A 16462-nucleotide genomic window follows, 5' to 3' on the forward strand; every position below is an offset into this window, starting at 1 on the left:
TGTGGGCCCAACCCTTCCCCCCGGGGGGGGGGCGGGGGGTGTGGGTGGATTTCTTTTTCCCTTTCCCACACCCCCCGCGCAGGGCCACCACCGAGTACGGAAGGCGTTTACTCCGTTCTCACCATGACTCACAGTGTGATGAATGGCTGCGCCGAACGATCCGGAGCGATAGGGTCCGCCGTTTCCGCGCCCTCAGCCCTCGTCACCCCCGGCAGCCTGAGCCGACTGAGCCGCCTGGGCACGCAGCTCCCACACCTCGCCCAGGGCCATCTGCGCCGACCCCTCGACCGGGGAACCCGCCGTGGTCTCGAAGTGATCGACGTACGCGCCGATGAACTCCTGCCAGCGGTGGTTGACCGGGTCCTCGTCCAGCGCCGCCATCGCGGCGGCGAAGTCCTCGCAGTCCACGAGGTGGAAGAGATGGCGTCCGCTGCGCCAGATCCGCCAGTTGGTGATCCCGGCCCGCCCCAGCGACTCCAGCAGATCCGCCGGAACCGTGGCGTGCTCCCGCTCGTAGCCCGGTTCCTGGCCCTCCTTGAGGACCGAGTGCAGCGCCACGCGCATCGGCGTCTCCCTTCATCCACAGTGGTCATGGTCCATGGGCATGTGCCCGGAGCCACTCTGCCCCCTCCGGCCCCGGCCGCCAACGGTCCGGCGGTCGCCTCGTGGCCCGCCGGGAGCCGTCAGCGGTGGTGGCGATCTACGATGCCTCGCGGAGCGGCGCGACCGTCGGACTCCCCGTATCCGCTGATGACGACCACGGAAGGACCCCAACGCCATGGCCAACACCCCCGTGCGCGACCGTTCCACGATCATGGTTCTCAATGGGCCGAACCTGAACCTGCTCGGCCGCCGCCAGCCGGAGATCTACGGCACCGACAGCCTGGCCGACATCGAGAAACTGGTCGCGGAGACGGCCGCCCCGCACGGGCTCACCACCGACTGCCGCCAGAGCAACCACGAGGGGCAGCTGATCGACTGGATCCACGAGGCCCGGGAGCGGCACGCGGCCGTCGTCATCAACCCGGCCGGTTACTCCCACACCTCCGTGGCCCTGCGCGACGCGCTGGCGACCTGCGACGACATGCCGATCCTGGAGGTGCACATCTCCAACATCCACCAGCGCGAGGCGTTCCGGCACCACTCCTATGTCTCCGCGCTCGCCAGCGGTGTGATCGCCGGATGCGGCATCCAGGGCTATGCCTTCGCGGTGGAGCGGGTGGCCACGCTGCTCGCGGCCATGAAGAAGTAGCCCCGGACCCGTCGGACCCTGTCGGACCCGTCGGTGAGACCCGTCAGACCCCTCAGGCCCTGATGACGCGGACACCGGCCTCGGTGTACGGGGCGATCGCCTCCTCGGTGGCGCCGGTGTCCGTGACCAGCACCCCGATCTCGTCGAGCGCGCAGATCCGGGCGAACGCCCGGCGGCCCAGCTTGGAGCTGTCGGCCGCGACGACCACCCGGGCTGCGCGCTGGGCCATGAGGTGGTTGATGCTGGCCTCGCCCTCGTGGTGGGCGGCCGCGCCGCCCTCGGGGTCCAGCGCGTCCACGCCGAGGATGGCCAGATCGAGGGAGACCGCGGCCAGCACCCCGGTGGCCAGCGGTCCCATCAGCTCGAACGACTGGGGGCGGGCCACCCCGCCGGTGAGCACGATCTTGATGTGCGGGCGCACCGCCAGCTCATGGGCGATGTTCAGGGCATTCGTCACGACGGTGACGGCCGGACCGCCGCCCTCGGAGCCGGACAGTTCGCCACGGGTGGCGATGGCGCGGGCGACTTCGGTGGTGGTGGTCCCGCCGTTGAGGCCGACGATCGCGCCGGGCTCGACCATGCGGGCCACGGCGGCGGCGATCCGCTGCTTCTCCGAGGCGCGCCGGGCGGTCTTGTAGCGCAGCGGAAGGTCGTACGACATGTTGTGCGCGACCGCGCCGCCGCGGGTGCGGGTGAGCATCTGCTGCTGCGCGAGTTCGTCCAGATCCCGCCGGATGGTGGCGGCGGACACCGCCAGCTCGGCTGCGGCCTCGTCGACCTCGACCTTGCCGTCCCTGGCCAGCAGTTCCAGCAGGGCGTTCCACCGCTCGGGCCGTTTCACGCCGTCTCCTCGACCCCCGTCGTACCGTCGCGGTTCACCCTACCCGGTTGTCCGCACTCTGGACTTCTCTGCAATATCATGCGCATTATCGGGCCGTAGGAAGCATCTTCGAGCATCGCCATCCACCGGAAGCCGAGCTGGGGAGCCCCATGAGCCACACCGAGACCGAGATCGCGAGCCAGCCCGGCTGCTGGCGCCGCGCCATCGAACTGGCCCGGGATCCGGACGGCCCGGTGCGCGAGGCGCTGCCCCGGGCCGGTGAGCGGGTGGCCGTCGTCGGCTGCGGCACCTCGTGGTTCATCGCCCAGGCGTACGCGGCGCTGCGCGAGGCCAGGGGGGAGGGCGAGACGGACGCGTTCCCGGCGTCGGAGATGCCGACCGGGCGCGCCTACGACCGGGTGCTCGCGCTGTCCCGGTCGGGCACCACGACCGAGGTGCTGTCTCTGCTCGGCCGGCTACGGGGCGGGGTGCGCACCAGCGTCATCACCGCGGTCCCCGGCTCCCCGGTCACCGGCCTGGCGGACGCGGCGGTCGTGCTGGACTTCGCGGATGAGCGGTCGGTGGTGCAGACCCGCTGGGCGACCAGTGAACTAGCCCTGCTCCGCGCTCACTTGGGGCATCATCTGGACGGTCTCGTCGAGGACGGCGAGGCGGCGCTCGCCGCTCCGCTGCCCGACGGGCTCGCGGAGGCGGGCCAGTTCACGTTCCTCGGGCGCGGCTGGACGTACGGCGTCGCGCAGGAGGCCGCGCTCAAGATGCGCGAGGCCGCGGGCGCGTGGACCGAGGCGTATCCGGTGATGGAGTACCGGCACGGGCCGATCAGTGTCACCGGGCCGCGCAGCGTGGTGTGGTGGCTCGGCGAGGGACCGTCCGGACTGGCGGATAAGGAGGTCACCGGGGTCGGTGGCCGTCTCGTCGGATACGGCCGCGATCCGCTGGCCGAACTGGTGCTGGCGCAGCGGCTCGCGGTGGCGATCGCGGCGGCGCGCGGCCTCGACCCCGACCGGCCCCGGAACCTCACCCGCTCGGTGATCCTCGGTTGAGCGGGCGGGGCGAGGAAGGGGAGGCGGGCCATGCCGCTGGTGGCCACCGCTGAGATCGTCGGGCCCGCCGTGCGGGACGGGCTCGGCGCGGGGGCGTTCAATGTGATCCAGATCGAGCACGCCCAGGCGATCGTGGCCGGGGCGGAGGCGGCCGGGGCTCCGGTCATCCTGCAGATCAGCGAGAACGCGGTGCGGTATCACGGCGCCCTGGCCGCGATCGGCCGGGCCACGGTCGAGGTCGCCCGCGCCGCGCGGGTTCCGGTCGCGGTGCATCTGGACCATGCCACCGAACCCGGACTGGTGCGGGAGGCGCTCGGGCTGGGCTTCGGCTCGGTGATGTTCGACGCCTCGGCGCGCGACTACGACGGCAATGTGGCCGCCACCGCGGCGGTGGCCGCCGACTGCCATGCGGCCGGGGTGTGGGTCGAGGCGGAGCTGGGCGAGGTGGGCGGCAAGGACGGGGTGCACGCGCCCGGGGCCAGGACCGATCCGGCCGAGGCCACCGCGTATGTCGCGGCGACGGGCGTGGACGCGCTCGCGGTCGCGGTGGGCACCTCGCACGCCATGGTGGTCAAGGAGGCGGTGCTGGACCTAGACCTGGTCGCGGCGCTGCGCGCGGCCGTGCCCGTACCGCTGGTGCTGCACGGCTCGTCGGGGGTGCCCGAGCCGGATCTGACCCGTGCGGTCGCGGCGGGTCTGACGAAGGTGAACATCGCCACCCACCTCAACGTGGCCTACACCCGGGCGATCCGCGACCACCTCGCCGACCATCCCGAGGTGGTCGACCCGCGCCGCTATGTCGCGGCGGCGCGTGACGCGGTGGCGCGCGAGGTGACCCGCCTGCTGGCCCTGGTCCGGGCCGTACCGCGCTGACACCGGGCGGCATATGGGGCACGTGTGCCTGTGCGCGCTGTTGACATGACCTTATCAAGTCACCCACGATGCGGGGGAGGTTAGGAAAGGTTCCTAACAGAGGAGTGTCCCATGCGCACACGACTCGCGTTCGTCCTGGCCGGTGCCGGGCTGCTGGCCGGATCCCTCACCGCCGGAGCCCAGGCCACCACCCGGGACCCCGCACCGGCGCCCGCGTCCACGCCGGGCTCCGGCTCGGTCAAGGAAGGCTCCGTCACGGCGGCGCAGTTACTCGACAAGGTCAAGAGCTGTTCGCAGATATCCAGCGGCAAGTACCGCACCGACGACGAGACGTCGGCCACCGTGCCGGTCTGTGACGCCGGTGGCGCGGTCTTCTGGAAAGCGGACATGGACATCGACTGCGACGGCCAGGTGACCTCGAAGTGCAACGAGGACACCGACCCGTGGTTCCAGGACGACACGGCCTTCCACCAGTCGAACGGAAAGCCCCTGATCGCCGACAAGCTGCCCTATGTGGTGGTGCCCAGCAAGAGTTCCACCTGGGACTACAGCAAGTCCGGCATCAAGGGCGGCGGTGTGGTCGCCATCGTCTACAACAACAAGGTCGAGTACGCGGTGGTCGGCGACACCGGCCCGACGAAGATCATCGGCGAGGCGTCGTACGCGGCGGCCGCCGCGCTCGGCATCGACCCGGACCCGGAGACGGGCGGCGCGGAGTCGGGCGTGACGTACATCCTCTTCAAGAACTCCTCGGTGTCCCCCATCGAGAACCACGACAAGGCCGTCTCGGTCGGCGACGGGCTCGCCAAGCAGTTCGTGCAGAACAACTGACGTCCCGTCCGCGGCCAGCCCGGCCGTCGGTCCTGCCCCTTGGCCCGGCGGCCCGGCGGCCCCGGGCGTTACGGCACGGCCTCCAGCAGCGGCAGCATCCGGCCCGGGATGGAGCCCGAGGGCGCGGCACCGATCCGCCGCGCCCCCATGGCCAGGTAGAACGGCTCGGCATGCGGATCAGCGTCGATGGTCAGCCGGGCGAAGCCGAGGCGGCCCGCCGTCTCCAGCACGTTCCGGTACAGCAGCCGCCCCACGCCACGGCCGATCGCGGGCGGGTCGACGAACAGCATTCCCACCCAGCCCTGCGGGGCGGTGCCCTCCAGCGTGGAGAATCCCAGCACCCGCCCGTCCTCCTCGGCGACCGCGGTCCGGCGGGCCGCCAACTCGCCTTCGCTCATCGTCAGTTCCTCCCGGCAGGCGGCCAGGAACTCCTCGTCGTACCCCCAGTGGCCCTTCGACCGCAGCGCCAGGTCGGTCAGCGCCCCGGCCTCCTCCTCGCGCCCGGCTCTCAGCCGTGGTGTCGTCATGCGCCGATCCTGACATCCGGTCCCCCGCGCGGACAGTGCCGGTGAGGCGATGACTTTTCCCGGTCCGGGGGGTCCCTTCTGATGAGCGCGCGTGCCACCGCGCGCCCCCACAACAGGAGGTGGACGTTGGCCGGTCCCGAGCCCGAGAACCCGACCACGCTTCCCCCGGCCATCCTGGTCCTCGGCAGGCCGCCGCGGACCCGGGCCGAGGTGGAGCGGCTGTGCGAACGGCTGCGCGAGCTGGCGCGCCGCAGCGCCCCCGGCCCCGTCACCGTGGACGTGGGCGCGGCGCACCCGCCGGACCTGGCCCTGGTCGAGACCCTGGCCCGGCTGCGGCTGACCGCCCGCCGCCTGGGGCGGGGGATGCGGCTGCGGAACGCGGACGGGGAACTGGCCGGGGTGCTCGCCCGGACGGGGCTGGACGAGCTGCTGACCGCGCCCTCGGCGTTACGGGAGCCGGGCGGGGAGGCCGAACAGGGGGAACAGCCGCTCGGTGTCCAGGAAGGAGTTGAGCCCGGTGATCCGCCCGGCTGATATCTCCAGGACCTGGAGCGCCCAGGGCTCATGGGCGCCGCCCGGTCCGCTCGGCCGGTACTGCCCGAAGGCGGGGGCTCCGTTCGCCACGGTAGGGACCAGCCGGGAGCCGCGGCAGCCGATGCCGTGGCCCAGCAGCCAGGCGCGGATGTCGTCGTGGCCGCGCAGCCACAGGTCGTAGGGCGGCATGGACAAGGTGGCGTCCTCGTGCAGGAGCGAGGTGAGGGAGTCCAGGTCGTAGCGCTCGAAGGCGTCCACATAGCGGGCGAGCAGCACACGCTGCTCCTCGTCCAGCGGCTGGACCGGGTCGGTGTCGCTGATCTCGGTCGCGGCGAGGGTGGCCCGGGCGCGCTGCAGCGCGCTGTTGACCGAGGCGACCGTGGTGCCCAGCAGCTCGGCGACCTCGGCGGCCTTCCAGGCCAGCACCTCCCGCAGGATGAGCACCGCGCGCTGGCGCGGCGCCAGGTGCTGGAGGGCGGCCACGAACGCCAGCCGCACCGCGTCCCGCTGGGCGGCGACCTCGGCCGGGTCCCCGGCGGCGGCCAGCACCTGCCCGTCGGGCACCGGCCCGATCCAGGTGACCTCCGGCTGCGTGGTGAGGGCGGCGGGGGTCGCGGAGGAGACGGAGGTGAGGTCCATCGGGCGGGCCCGGCGCTTGCTCCCGTTCAGCATGTCCAGACAGACGTTGGTGGCGATGCGGTACAGCCAGGAGCGCAGCGCCGACCGGCCCTCGAAGCGGTCCAGGCCCCGCCAGGCGCGGACCATCGTCTCCTGGACGGCGTCCTCCGCCTCGAACGCCGAGCCCAGCATCCGGTAGCAGTAACCGGTGAGCTGGACCCGGTACGGCTCCAGCTCCAGCTCGGCACCGGCCGTGCCGTCCACTGCCGCGACATCACTCATCGGCCCACCTCGATCGGTCTGCGGAGACCGCTCTGCGGGCTCCCCTGGGAGGAAAGCTAGCGCGCTCCACTGACAAAGCCCCTGACCTGCGAATCCGCTCAGGCCACCGGCCGGGCCCGGACCGTCGAGGCATGCACCTGGTGCCCGCCGCTGGCGAGCATCCGCACCTCGGCGCGGTCGCTGATCTCGGCCCGTACGATGCCGGTGTCGTCCGCGTAGACGGGGTGTCCGCCGGGACCGCTGGAGTCCGTGCGGTGAACCATCACGATGTCCTCGGCGTCGGGCGCCGGGGCGACCGGATCGGCAAAGATCAGCTCATATCTCTCGCGTCGCGGCATCAGGTGCTCCTCCCGCACGGACCCGCCCCTCATTCCCAAACCGGGACAATCAACACTATCGAACGGATCCGCCACCGCAAGAGGGTCACGGACCCGACTCCCCGGCGACCGCGCTGCGGGCCAGTGGGGTCATGACCGAGCCGACGACGGTGGCCGCCGCGATGGAGCCGAGGGTGATGCCCCAGGCGAGCGGGCCGAGCGGGGTGCAGTCGAAGAACTGGCTCACGCCCGGCGTCTGGATGATGCCCGCGAGGACCGCGGCCGAGCCGATTCCGGCGATCAGCACATGCCGGTCCAGGCCCCCGGTGGCCAGGGTCTGGGCCAGCTGCGTACCGACCAGGGCGACGAGCGCCACCGTGCTGGCCCGGCGTTTGCGGCCGGTGAGCCGCGCGCCCGTCCACGCCACGCCCGCACCGGCGGCCGTGATGATGCCGCGCAGCATCATCTCCCGGTTCAGCGCGGTGCCCAGGGAGCGGCTGGGGCCTTCCTTGAGCAGCCGCTCACCGGTGTGCCCGGTCGGTTCGCGCACCGCGATGGCGAGCGCCGGAGCGAGGTCGGTCAGCAGGTTGACGAGCATGATCTGCCGGGCGGTGAGCGGGGTGCTGCCCGTGATCGCGGAGGCGAGCACGCTGAAGGTGACCTCGCCGAGGTTGCCGCCGATGAGGATGGCGAGCGCGGCCCGGACCGAGGCCCACATCGCCCGCCCCTCCATCAGGGCCGACACGATCGTCTCCAGGCGGTCGTCGCTCACGACGAGGTCCGCGGCGGCGGTCGCGGCGGGGGTGCCGCGCCGCCCCAGGGCGATCCCGATGTCCGCGAGCCGGATCGCGGGGGCGTCGTTGGCGCCGTCCCCGGTCATCGCCACCACCCGGCCGAGGCGCTGGTATGCCTGCACGATGCGGACCTTGTGGTGCGGACTGCACCGGGCGATGACGTCCACCGTGGGGAGGAGTTCGTCCAGCTCCGCGTCCTTCATCTCGTCCAGATCCGGCCCGGTGCACACCTTCAGTTCGGTGGCCTCGATGACGGTGGCCGCGATGGACTCGGCGGTGGCCGGGTGGTCGCCGGTGAGCATCACGGTGTGCACGCCCGCCTCGCGCAGCCGCGCGGTCGCGGGGGCGGCGCTGGTGCGCACCGGGTCGGCCAGCGCGATGAACCCGCGGAAGACCAGGTCCCGCACCGACTCGTCGGTGAGCTGCTCCCCCGACCGCATGGGGCGTTCCGCCACGGCCAGGACCCGGCGCCCGGCACCGGCCAGCTCCTCGGCGGCCGCGGTCAGTTCGGCGACGCCGTCGGCGTCCAGGGCGGCGCTCGCCGCCGTACCGGACGGCTGCCGCCGGACGCAGCGCTCCAGCACGCTCTCCGGGGCGCCCTTCACGCTCAGCAGGGTGCCGCGCACGGTGGACCCGGCGGTGGCGTGATAGGCCCGCGAGGGCTCGAAGGGCAGCGCGGCGGTGCGCCGCCAGCGCGGTGCGCCCCGGCGCACGGCGACCCCGGCGCGGCGCGCCCCGGCCATGACCGCGCGATCGGTCTGGTGGGCCATGGGCTCGGCCTGACGGGCGGGCGGGGTGGCCCGCAGCGCGGCGGCGAGCACCTCCTTGCACGAGGGGTCGAGCCGGTCGGCGGAGAGCGGGCCGCCGCCGTCGCTGACCGCCGCGAGTTCGAGGGTGCCCTCGGTGAGGGTGCCGGTCTTGTCGAAGCACAGCACGTCGGCGCGGCCGAGCGCCTCGATGGTGCGCGGGTTGCGGACCAGGGCGCCGAGGTCGGCCAGCCGCCGGGCGGCGGCGAGCTGTGCCGCGTTGACGAGGAACGGAAGGCCTTCGGGTACGGACGCCACGGCGAGGTTGACCGCCGAGGCCAGGTTCTCGGTCAGCGGGAGGCCGTGCAGCAGCCCGGCGCCGGATACGGCGGCGGCCGATCCGACCGCGATGGGCACGCTGGAGCGGGTGAGCGCGGTGAGCCGCGCCTCGACGCCGGTCACGGGCGCGGCGCGGCGGGCGGTGGCCAGGCTGCGGCCGACCTCGGTGGACGGCCCGGTGGCCACGACGACGGCCTGCGCCCGCCCGGCGGAGATGGTGGTGCCCTCGTAGAGCATCGAGCGGCGCTGGGTGATGTGCGCGGCGACCACCGGCGCCGGGTTCTTGGACACCGGCAGGGATTCGCCGGTCAGCGAGGACTCGTCGACTTCCAGACCGTCGGCCTCCAGCACCCGGCAGTCGGCCGGAACCACGTCCTCCGGGCCCAGCGTGATGATGTCCCCGAGGACCAGGTCCCCGGCGGTGACCAGGCGTTCCGTACCGCCGCGGCGCACCCGGGCGCCGACCGCGGAGCGGGCGAACAGCTCCGCGAGCGCCCGCTCGGTCCTGACCCGCTGGAAGCCGCCGACGAGCGCCGAGGTGGCGGTGATGGCCACCACGAGCGCGGCGTCCGTACGCGACCCCACGGCGGCGGCGAGCGCGGCACCGGCGGCGAGGACCGGGGTGAGCGGGTTGGCCAGCTCCTCGATGAACGCCGCCGGGAGGCTGGTGCCGGTCGGCTCTCCGGTGCGAGTGGGGGCCTTGCCCGCCCGGGTGGCGACCTGCTCCGGGGTCAGCCCCTGATCGAGGTCGGCCGACAGCCGCTCCAGCACCCGGGGCACGGGCATCAGATGCCAGGGGGTGGTGGACACCGGGGGCACCAGCGGGCGGGAGAGCAGCTGCCGGGCGCGCCAGTTGCCGAGGCCGAACGCGATGGCCCCGGCGCTGGTCCCGGCCGCCGCGCCGCGCGCGGTGGCCTGGTCGCGCGGGGCCTTGAGGGCGGCGACCGCGCCGATGCCGCTGCCGCCCGCCGACAGCAGGACGCTCTCCCGGTCCACCTGGGCGGCCACGCCGACAGCGTCCACGATGATTCCGGCCGACTCCAGATCAGCGCCGACGAGCAGATGCGCGCCCCACGCGGGCGGCTCGCCCTCGTGGTGGATCCCGACGCCGCAGTCGGACGCGCCGAGGGCCCGGCGGTTCCCGGACAGCAGCATGACGACCGCGCCATCGGCCTGGAGGGCGCGTACGGAGGCCACCAGGCGGCGGCCGGACGGTACGACCGTGTCGGCGAAGGTGAAGGCCGTCGGATGCGGCCGGTCGGTGGCCAGGACGATGCGCGCGCCCGCCCGGCGGGCGGCCGCCGCCACCGCCTCGGCGCCCGGGATCGCCTGGGCGGCGAGCCCGGCGACCGCCTGGAGCCGGTTTCCCCGGGCCAGGCCGAGGGCCCGCTCGCTGCCCTTGCGGCGCAGTCTGGCCGCGGCCTGCTGGCCGGTACGGCCGGTCAGTTCCAGCTGGTCGAGCGGGCCCAGCACCCATCCGTTGTCGCTCCGGGTCCGCAGGGGCTCGTCCGGGTCGAAGAGGTCGAAGAGCCGCATCGCGACCTGCTCGGCATCGGCGCCGCCGAGGAGTTCCAGGTCGATGGGCTCGTACCGGTCGCCGCGCAGCGCCGCCTCGTCGAGCACGACGGTGTCGACCTGGCCGAGCCGCCGCAGGGAGCTGCGGTCCATGGCCAGGACGCCGCGCAGGGCCAGGAACCGGCCGAGGCTGGTGGCGAACCCCTCCCGTCCGGCGCCGGGCGCCTTCGGTATGGACGAGAACGCGACGGCCAGCCCGCGGCGCGGTCCGGCGAAGGGCACGGTCAGCGCGCCGACCGCCGCTCCCGCGGCCATGGACCGCTCCGCGAACCGCTCCATGCTGTCCTTGGGGGTGGGTCCCGGCCGCTCCACCACGATGGGTTCGGCGGCCACGTCCTGGGGTCCGTGCACCAGATGCGGCTCCATCGCCGCCCAGGCCTCGCCCTCGGCCCTGGCCTCCCGCCACAGGCCCATGCGCTGGGCGAGGTCGAGGACGAGCCCGCCGCCGCTGGTGGCCACGCCCTGGGTGAGCGCGCTCAGCACCGGCAGGGTCGCCTCGGTGGGCTGACCGCGGGTGATGGCCAGGGCCAGGCGGCGCAGCCGGGGGTGGTTCTGGATGGCGGACACGGACGCGCTCACCTCGGTCGGGAGCTTGAGCCACGGGGCCAGCCGCAGGGCGGTGGCGACGCTCAGGCCCAGCACGTCCGCGGCGACCACGGCGAGGGACTGGGCCTCCCGCGGCCCGCCCGAGGGGTGGCGTGGTTCCGGGGCCCACTCGTCGAACTCCTCGTTGGGCAGGGCGGGGCCGCGGGTCTCCGCGCGCTCGATCAGGGCGACCAGTTCCACCTCGCGAGGGGGCGGTTTCGTGACGGCGACGACGACCCGCTCGGAGGGCGCGTTCACCCGTGCCCACAGCACGCCCGGATGCTTTTCGAGGGCCGCCTCCACCCGGCCCGCCACCTGTTCCCCGCCGATGCCGTGCACACCGTGCACCTCGATGTAGTAGCGGCCCGGGTACGACCACACTCCGCGGCCGGGCGGGTGGACCAGCCGGTTGACCGCCCCGGCGGCGTCCCGTACCCGCGCGACCACTCCATGGGTGAGGGGCTCCAGCATCGGGGGTTTCATCAAGTGCAGCCCAGGCAGCGTCGTCATCGGCGAGACCTCCGGTGTGTCGGCGTCCGCGGCACGGTTTCCGCGTGAAGCGGCCTGTCCGGTTGATTCCGATTACCCTGAAATAAGCAGAAGATTCCGGATGTCAATCATGTGTGGACGTGAGACCAGTGACCACTCCCACCAGCTCCCGCAAGCGCAGCACTTCAGCGACGGCACGGTCGTCGGCGCGCAGCGCCGGAAAGTCGGGCCGGAGCCAGGCCACATCGAGGAGCAAGACCCCGTCGAAGACCGCGGCCGCTTCCAAGTCCGCGCAGCCGGGGAAGACGAAGGCGGCGAAGAGCACGCAGAGGTCGAAGACGGCCAAGGCGGCGAAGTCCGCGAAGCCCACCCCCCAGAAGGGTGACCACCGGATCACCGTCACGGTCCCCAGCCTCGGTCATGTGGCACATGCGACGCGGCTCGACCGCGCCGCGAGCGCGACCCATCTCGACCGGGTCGACGGCGAGCGCCTCGGCCGTGCGGCGAAGGGCGCCGCGAACGTGGCCCTGATGCCGATCGCGGCGGCCCGCCGGGTACTGCCCGCCAAGGGCGGGCTCCCGCTGTACGCGGGGCTCGGAGTGCTGGGCGCCGCCGAGATCATCGAATGGCCGGTCGCCCTGGGCGTGGGCGTCGGCTACGCGGTGCTGCGGCGCGGCGGGGTCATGGCGCCGCCATCCGAGACCCGCAAGGCCTGAACGCGGCGGACCCCGGTCCCGCTCCCGTGCACCTCGCGGGGGCGGGACCCGGCGTGCCGGGTGACCCGAACCAGGCGATCCGTCCTGAAATCGCCGATGCCCGCATCGAGCGGAATGGGACAGACTAGGGATTCACCGAGACTTCGGGATGCGCGAGCGATGCCCACTTTCCCCGATCAGCGGCACCTTTGACCGTTTCATCAGGTCATACGGGCAAGGATCGGGCAGAAGTTGACCACAAACGGGCAGTGGCAAGCAATCGAAACGTTGGTATATACCATGTAGCGCATCTAACACCCGTCACTGAAGCCGTCGCGCCCTCCCGTTGCAGCGCCGGTCCGGTGGCTGGTTGCAGGGCCGCGACCTCAGCCTTTTCCGGTTTCCGCACGACCACGCCGTTGTTGAGACAACAGAAAGCGGTGCTCTCCATGGCTCACCCCCACACCACTCAGGCCGCCCGCCGCGTGCCCACACAGGCAGCATCGGGCTTAGCCCATGACCGGAACCGGGCCCGTGCCGTGACCGGACGCCACGCCACCGGCATGGCCACCCTCGCGCTTGACCTCCAAGTCCTCGCCGGAGACGAGGACTTCTTCCGGCACTTCGGCGGAACCTCGGCCGAGCTGTGCGGACGCAACCTCTTCGAACTGCTCCACCCCAGCGCCCCCGCCGTCCTGCGGGAACACTTCCTGCGGCTGCACGACGGCCGTCGCACCCGCTTCACCGAGCGCGTGGTCGGCTACCGCTCGGGAGGCCGGGTGTTCTCCGGCGAGTTGACCGGTACGGCCGTCCAGGGCCCGTCCGACGCGCTGTCGGCCATCGTCGTCCTGGTCAAGCCGGATGACGAGAAGGCCGAGGACGACGCCACCGCCCAGCGCCGCAATCTGCTGTCGCCGCTGGAGGCGCAGATACTCGAGGGCGTGGCCACCGGCGCCTCGACCGTGCAGATGGCCGCCAAGCTCTACCTCAGCCGCCAGGGCGTCGAGTACCACGTGGGGTCGATGCTGCGGAAGATGAAGGCGCCCAACCGCGCGGCCCTGGTCTCGCGCGCGTACGCGGCGGGCATGCTGACCGTCGGCACCTGGCCCGCCCGGGTCCGCCCGGACTTCGTCAAGTGACTCCGCCCCTTCGGAAATTGATTCCGCCAGAAGTGATTCCGTTCCTGACATGACACCGCACCAGTCGACGTTGCCGGGGCGCCGGGTCAGGGGCGTTCCTGCTGGCAGTGCGGGCACCAGGTGCTGGTCCGGCCGGCGATCTTCCCGCGGCGCAGCGGGCGGCCGCAGCGCGGGCAGTGCGGGTCCGGGTCGTCGCGGTGACCGGTGAGCCAGGACGGCCGGGGCGGCACCTGTCCCGCCCGCACCGAGGTGCGCAGCACCCCGCGCAGCGCGGTGTGCAGCCGCCGCCGCTCGTCAGGGCCCAGGTCGCCCGTCCGGCTCTTCGGATGGACCCGCGCCCGCCACAGGATCTCGTCGCCGAGCAGATTGCCGAGCCCGGCGACGACGGACTGGTCGGTCAGCGTGGCCTTGACCCGTCCGCGCCGTCCTTCCAGCAGGGTGTCCAGCTCGGCCCGGCCCAGCGAGAGCGCGTCCGGGCCCTGCTCGCCGAGGACGCGGCCGACATCGGCGTCCGTGGCGGCGAGCCACAGGCCGCGCAGCTTGCGCTGGTCGTGGTAGCGGAGCTGATGGCCGTCGTCGAGGGCGAGGACGACGCGGCCGAACCGCTCGGGCGGATCGTCCCCGGAGCGGCACACCAGGCCCCCGGTCATGCCGAAGTGCAGGATGAGCGTGGCGCCCTCGGTCGGGGCGATCAGCCACTTTCCGTGGCGCCGCGGAGCGGCGAACCGGCGGCCCTCCAGCTCTCGCTTCAACCGCCCTGCAGTGACCCCGCGCAACACCCCCGGATCGGCCACCTCGACGCGCTCGATCCGGCGCCCCTGCGCACAGGAGGCCAGCGTGCGACGGAAGCCCTCGACGTCGGGCAGCTCGGGCATAGCGCCAGATTACGCCGGACCGTGGAGGGCGGCTCGGGGAGAAGACCGGGGAGAAGAAAAGTGAGGATAACCAAAACTTTGCACGAGTCGGATAAAGTACCTGAATATGCGATTCATCCGCTCCGAGCCGGGAGCGAGCGGTCGCAATCAGACGCTCTTCGCGATCGCGCGGTGCCTGCCCTTCGTGGTCATGGCGGTGGTCGTCACCATCGAGTTGACGCCCGCGCATGTGCTCTACACCGGCCCCCTCCTCACCCCGGCCCCGGCGCTGGCCGCGGTGACCATGGGCCCGGTCGGCACCGGTGGCGTGGTGGCGCTGGCGGCGGCGATCAGCGCGCTCACCGCCACCCACAACCACGCCTGGGGCACCCAGCAGGTGTACGCGAACCTGCTGGCGCTCCTCGTGGTGTCCGTGGCGAGCGTGGCGAGCAGCGCCATCCGGGAGCGCAGAGGCCGGGAGCTGAGCCAGGTCCGCCGGATCGCCGAGGTCTCCCAGAACGTGGTGCTGCGGCCGCTGCCCGCCCGCATGGGCGGGGTGCGCACCGCCAGCGTGTACATGGCGGCCGAGCGCGGGGCGCAGATCGGCGGCGATCTGTACGAGGCGGTGGGCACCCGCTACGGAGTGCGGCTGATCGTCGGCGACGTACGCGGCAAGGGGCTGGCCGCGGTGCGGTCCGCCGCGGCGGTCCTGGGCGCCTTCCGGGAGGCCGTGCACTACGAACACGATCTGATCGAGGTGATGGAGCGGTGCGCGGCCGCGCTGGGGCGCGAATACGACCTGCTGGACCGCTCCCGGCTCCAGGACTGGGACGAGCGGGCCGAGCAGTTCGTCACCGTCCTGCTCGCCCAAGTGGTGCCCGACACCTCCCAGATCCAGCTGATCAACCGCGGCCATCCCCCGCCGCTCGTGCTGCACGACCGCAAGGCGCGGACGCTGGGCCCAGTGCGCCCGCTGCCGCCGCTCGGCCTGGACGAGTTCCTGACCCCGCCCCCGATCGGCGTCGAGACCTTCCCGTTCGTCACCGGCGACCGGCTGCTGCTGCACACCGATGGTGTGCTGGAGGCGCGTAACCACCGCAACGAGTTCTTCCCGCTGCCGCAGGCCATGGAGACGGCGGAGGGCGCCACCCCGACCGAATACCTGGACCGGCTGCGCCACGCCCTGGTCCACCACGCCGAGGGGCGGCTGGCGGATGACGCGGCGATGATCCTCGTCGAGCGGGCGACGGGGGCCGAGCCGGGGTGGCGCCCGGCCTCCTGAGAGGGCCGTGTTGACCGGCCTGGCTGGCTACGGCACCGGGGCGCCGAACTCCTCCATCGCGGCCGCCACGATCGCCTCCAGCCGGGCGTGGTGGGCGCCGCGCCAGTAGACACGCTCGCAGGCGGCGCAGCGGGCGAACACCTCGTACGCGCTCCGCGTGCCGTGCTCCAGCCGCTCGCGGACCGTGTCCTTGTCGGCATCCTCCAGGGGGCCGTTGCACGCCGTGCAGCGGGTCCACGGGGCGAGGGGCGGGGTGAAGCGGCCCAGGACGTCGCGCAGTTGCTCCTCGGGACGGTCGCTGTAGACATACGCCCCGGCCCACAGCTCACGCCGCCGCAGCAGCCCCCGGTCACGCGAGAGGAGCACCCGGCGCTGGGCCGCGGAGCGGGCGGCGAGCGCGGGGTCGCCGATGTCCTCGCTCTCGTACGCCGCGTCGACGCCCAGGAGCCTGAGGCGGCGCGCGAGGGTGCCCAGATGGACGTCGAGCAGGAAGCGCAGCGGCGCGCCCGCGATCCGCTGCGGCCGGACGACCGGGCGCACCTCCACGGACTCCCCCGCGCCGGGCACGTGCGAGACGGCGGCCTCCCGGCCGTCGACGAGCAGCCGCCCGACCTCGGTGAGCGGGACCCCGAACGACTCGACGACATGGCCGAGGGTGGACGCGCCGTCGGTGATGACGGCCGTGCGGGCCCGGCGCCGTTCGGGGGCGGCGAAAAGCCGCAGTTCAGGGGCGAGGCTGAGCTGGATCTCCGGTCCGTTCACACCGCCAGCATGCCAGGCGTGACCGGCCCCGGGCGACGGCGTTTCACCCGGTCGGACACCCCGGTCGGACACCCCGACCAGGCA

General features: G+C 73.1%; 17 protein-coding genes. 8 read left to right on the forward strand and 9 right to left on the reverse strand.

The window, feature by feature from the left end; translation table 11 throughout:
• Nucleotides 1-192: 192 nt before the first annotated feature.
• A complete protein-coding gene (locus ACZ6CL_RS37280) occupies nt 193-564 on the reverse strand; it encodes an L-rhamnose mutarotase (protein WP_468944557.1) in 372 nt (123 codons plus the stop codon).
• 214 nt (nt 565-778) lie between these two features.
• On the opposite strand from ACZ6CL_RS37280, the gene aroQ reads away from it, so the two are divergent.
• Nucleotides 779-1252 (forward strand): type II 3-dehydroquinate dehydratase, encoded by a 474-nt coding sequence (aroQ, locus tag ACZ6CL_RS37285; RefSeq protein ID WP_468944559.1) that lies wholly within the window; start codon nt 779-781, stop codon nt 1250-1252.
• Between the two features lie 52 nt (nt 1253-1304).
• Here the strand turns inward: aroQ and ACZ6CL_RS37290 are convergent, their stop codons facing one another.
• On the reverse strand, nt 1305-2093 hold the full coding sequence (locus ACZ6CL_RS37290) for a DeoR/GlpR family DNA-binding transcription regulator (protein WP_468944562.1): 789 nt from the start codon (nt 2091-2093) through the stop codon (nt 1305-1307).
• A gap of 149 nt (nt 2094-2242) precedes the next feature.
• Here ACZ6CL_RS37290 and ACZ6CL_RS37295 point away from each other — a divergent pair, with 149 nt between their 5' ends.
• From ACZ6CL_RS37295 to ACZ6CL_RS37305, 3 genes are all read left to right on the forward strand, one after another.
• Nucleotides 2243-3136 carry an SIS domain-containing protein gene (locus ACZ6CL_RS37295; RefSeq protein ID WP_468944565.1) on the forward strand — a complete coding sequence of 298 codons (894 nt, stop codon included), beginning with the start codon at nt 2243-2245 and terminating at the stop codon, nt 3134-3136.
• A gap of 30 nt (nt 3137-3166) precedes the next feature.
• The gene (locus ACZ6CL_RS37300; RefSeq protein ID WP_468944567.1) at nt 3167-4009 is read left to right on the forward strand and encodes a class II fructose-bisphosphate aldolase; all 843 of its coding nucleotides are present in this window, start codon (nt 3167-3169) and stop codon (nt 4007-4009) included.
• A gap of 111 nt (nt 4010-4120) precedes the next feature.
• The gene (locus ACZ6CL_RS37305) at nt 4121-4840 is read left to right on the forward strand and encodes a glycoside hydrolase family 75 protein (protein WP_468944569.1); all 720 of its coding nucleotides are present in this window, start codon (nt 4121-4123) and stop codon (nt 4838-4840) included.
• Nucleotides 4841-4908: 68 nt separating this feature from the next.
• Here ACZ6CL_RS37305 and ACZ6CL_RS37310 read toward each other — a convergent pair whose 3' ends face one another.
• On the reverse strand, nt 4909-5367 hold the full coding sequence (locus ACZ6CL_RS37310) for a GNAT family N-acetyltransferase (protein WP_468944571.1): 459 nt from the start codon (nt 5365-5367) through the stop codon (nt 4909-4911).
• 126 nt (nt 5368-5493) lie between these two features.
• On the opposite strand from ACZ6CL_RS37310, the gene ACZ6CL_RS37315 reads away from it, so the two are divergent.
• Nucleotides 5494-5901, forward strand: a complete 408-nt coding sequence (locus tag ACZ6CL_RS37315) for an STAS domain-containing protein (protein ID WP_468944573.1) — start codon at nt 5494-5496, stop codon at nt 5899-5901.
• Here the strand turns inward: ACZ6CL_RS37315 and ACZ6CL_RS37320 are convergent.
• The 4 genes from ACZ6CL_RS37320 to ACZ6CL_RS37335 all read right to left on the reverse strand — a co-directional run bounded on the left by ACZ6CL_RS37320 (nt 5815) and on the right by ACZ6CL_RS37335 (nt 12049).
• Nucleotides 5815-6801: a sigma-70 family RNA polymerase sigma factor gene (locus tag ACZ6CL_RS37320; protein ID WP_468944575.1), complete on the reverse strand. Its 987-nt coding sequence runs from the start codon at nt 6799-6801 to the stop codon at nt 5815-5817. The genes ACZ6CL_RS37315 and ACZ6CL_RS37320 overlap by 87 nt on opposite strands.
• A gap of 98 nt (nt 6802-6899) precedes the next feature.
• Entirely contained in the window at nt 6900-7139 is a 240-nt protein-coding gene (locus tag ACZ6CL_RS37325; RefSeq protein ID WP_468944577.1) for a DUF6296 family protein, read from the reverse strand.
• A gap of 85 nt (nt 7140-7224) precedes the next feature.
• Nucleotides 7225-11667 carry a cation-translocating P-type ATPase gene (locus ACZ6CL_RS37330; protein ID WP_468944579.1) on the reverse strand — a complete coding sequence of 1481 codons (4443 nt, stop codon included), beginning with the start codon at nt 11665-11667 and terminating at the stop codon, nt 7225-7227.
• Nucleotides 11668-11770: 103 nt separating this feature from the next.
• A complete protein-coding gene (locus ACZ6CL_RS37335; protein WP_468944582.1) occupies nt 11771-12049 on the reverse strand; it encodes a hypothetical protein in 279 nt (92 codons plus the stop codon).
• Between the two features lie 19 nt (nt 12050-12068).
• On the opposite strand from ACZ6CL_RS37335, the gene ACZ6CL_RS37340 reads away from it, so the two are divergent.
• Nucleotides 12069-12362 (forward strand): hypothetical protein, encoded by a 294-nt coding sequence (locus tag ACZ6CL_RS37340; protein WP_468944584.1) that lies wholly within the window; start codon nt 12069-12071, stop codon nt 12360-12362.
• Between the two features lie 518 nt (nt 12363-12880).
• Nucleotides 12881-13480 carry a helix-turn-helix transcriptional regulator gene (locus ACZ6CL_RS37345; protein WP_450874764.1) on the forward strand — a complete coding sequence of 200 codons (600 nt, stop codon included), beginning with the start codon at nt 12881-12883 and terminating at the stop codon, nt 13478-13480.
• Nucleotides 13481-13566: 86 nt separating this feature from the next.
• On the opposite strand, the gene ACZ6CL_RS37350 is transcribed toward ACZ6CL_RS37345, so the two are convergent.
• Nucleotides 13567-14355, reverse strand: a complete 789-nt coding sequence (locus ACZ6CL_RS37350) for an Fpg/Nei family DNA glycosylase (protein WP_468944587.1) — start codon at nt 14353-14355, stop codon at nt 13567-13569.
• Between the two features lie 106 nt (nt 14356-14461).
• Between ACZ6CL_RS37350 and ACZ6CL_RS37355 the strand changes: the two genes are divergently transcribed.
• Nucleotides 14462-15616: a PP2C family protein-serine/threonine phosphatase gene (locus ACZ6CL_RS37355; protein WP_468944590.1), complete on the forward strand. Its 1155-nt coding sequence runs from the start codon at nt 14462-14464 to the stop codon at nt 15614-15616.
• 27 nt (nt 15617-15643) lie between these two features.
• On the opposite strand, the gene ACZ6CL_RS37360 is transcribed toward ACZ6CL_RS37355, so the two are convergent.
• A complete protein-coding gene (locus tag ACZ6CL_RS37360) occupies nt 15644-16378 on the reverse strand; it encodes a Mut7-C RNAse domain-containing protein (RefSeq protein WP_468944592.1) in 735 nt (244 codons plus the stop codon).
• Nucleotides 16379-16462 lie beyond the last annotated feature (84 nt).

The sequence above is a fragment of the Streptomyces sp. NPDC041200 genome (assembly GCF_055591805.1).

Excerpts from the sequence above, each read along its gene's own strand:
- ACZ6CL_RS37280 (WP_468944557.1), bottom strand. The coding sequence starts at position 564 with ATGCGCGTGGCGCTGCACTCGGTCCTCAAGGAGGGCCAGGAACCGGGC.
- aroQ (WP_468944559.1), top strand. The coding sequence starts at position 779 with ATGGCCAACACCCCCGTGCGCGACCGTTCCACGATCATGGTTCTCAAT.
- ACZ6CL_RS37295 (WP_468944565.1), top strand. The coding sequence starts at position 2,243 with ATGAGCCACACCGAGACCGAGATCGCGAGCCAGCCCGGCTGCTGGCGC.
- ACZ6CL_RS37300 (WP_468944567.1), top strand. The coding sequence starts at position 3,167 with ATGCCGCTGGTGGCCACCGCTGAGATCGTCGGGCCCGCCGTGCGGGAC.
- ACZ6CL_RS37305 (WP_468944569.1), top strand. The coding sequence starts at position 4,121 with ATGCGCACACGACTCGCGTTCGTCCTGGCCGGTGCCGGGCTGCTGGCC.
- ACZ6CL_RS37310 (WP_468944571.1), bottom strand. The coding sequence starts at position 5,367 with ATGACGACACCACGGCTGAGAGCCGGGCGCGAGGAGGAGGCCGGGGCG.
- ACZ6CL_RS37320 (WP_468944575.1), bottom strand. The coding sequence starts at position 6,801 with ATGAGTGATGTCGCGGCAGTGGACGGCACGGCCGGTGCCGAGCTGGAG.
- ACZ6CL_RS37325 (WP_468944577.1), bottom strand. The coding sequence starts at position 7,139 with ATGCCGCGACGCGAGAGATATGAGCTGATCTTTGCCGATCCGGTCGCC.
- ACZ6CL_RS37330 (WP_468944579.1), bottom strand. The coding sequence starts at position 11,667 with ATGACGACGCTGCCTGGGCTGCACTTGATGAAACCCCCGATGCTGGAG.
- ACZ6CL_RS37350 (WP_468944587.1), bottom strand. The coding sequence starts at position 14,355 with ATGCCCGAGCTGCCCGACGTCGAGGGCTTCCGTCGCACGCTGGCCTCC.
- ACZ6CL_RS37355 (WP_468944590.1), top strand. The coding sequence starts at position 14,462 with ATGCGATTCATCCGCTCCGAGCCGGGAGCGAGCGGTCGCAATCAGACG.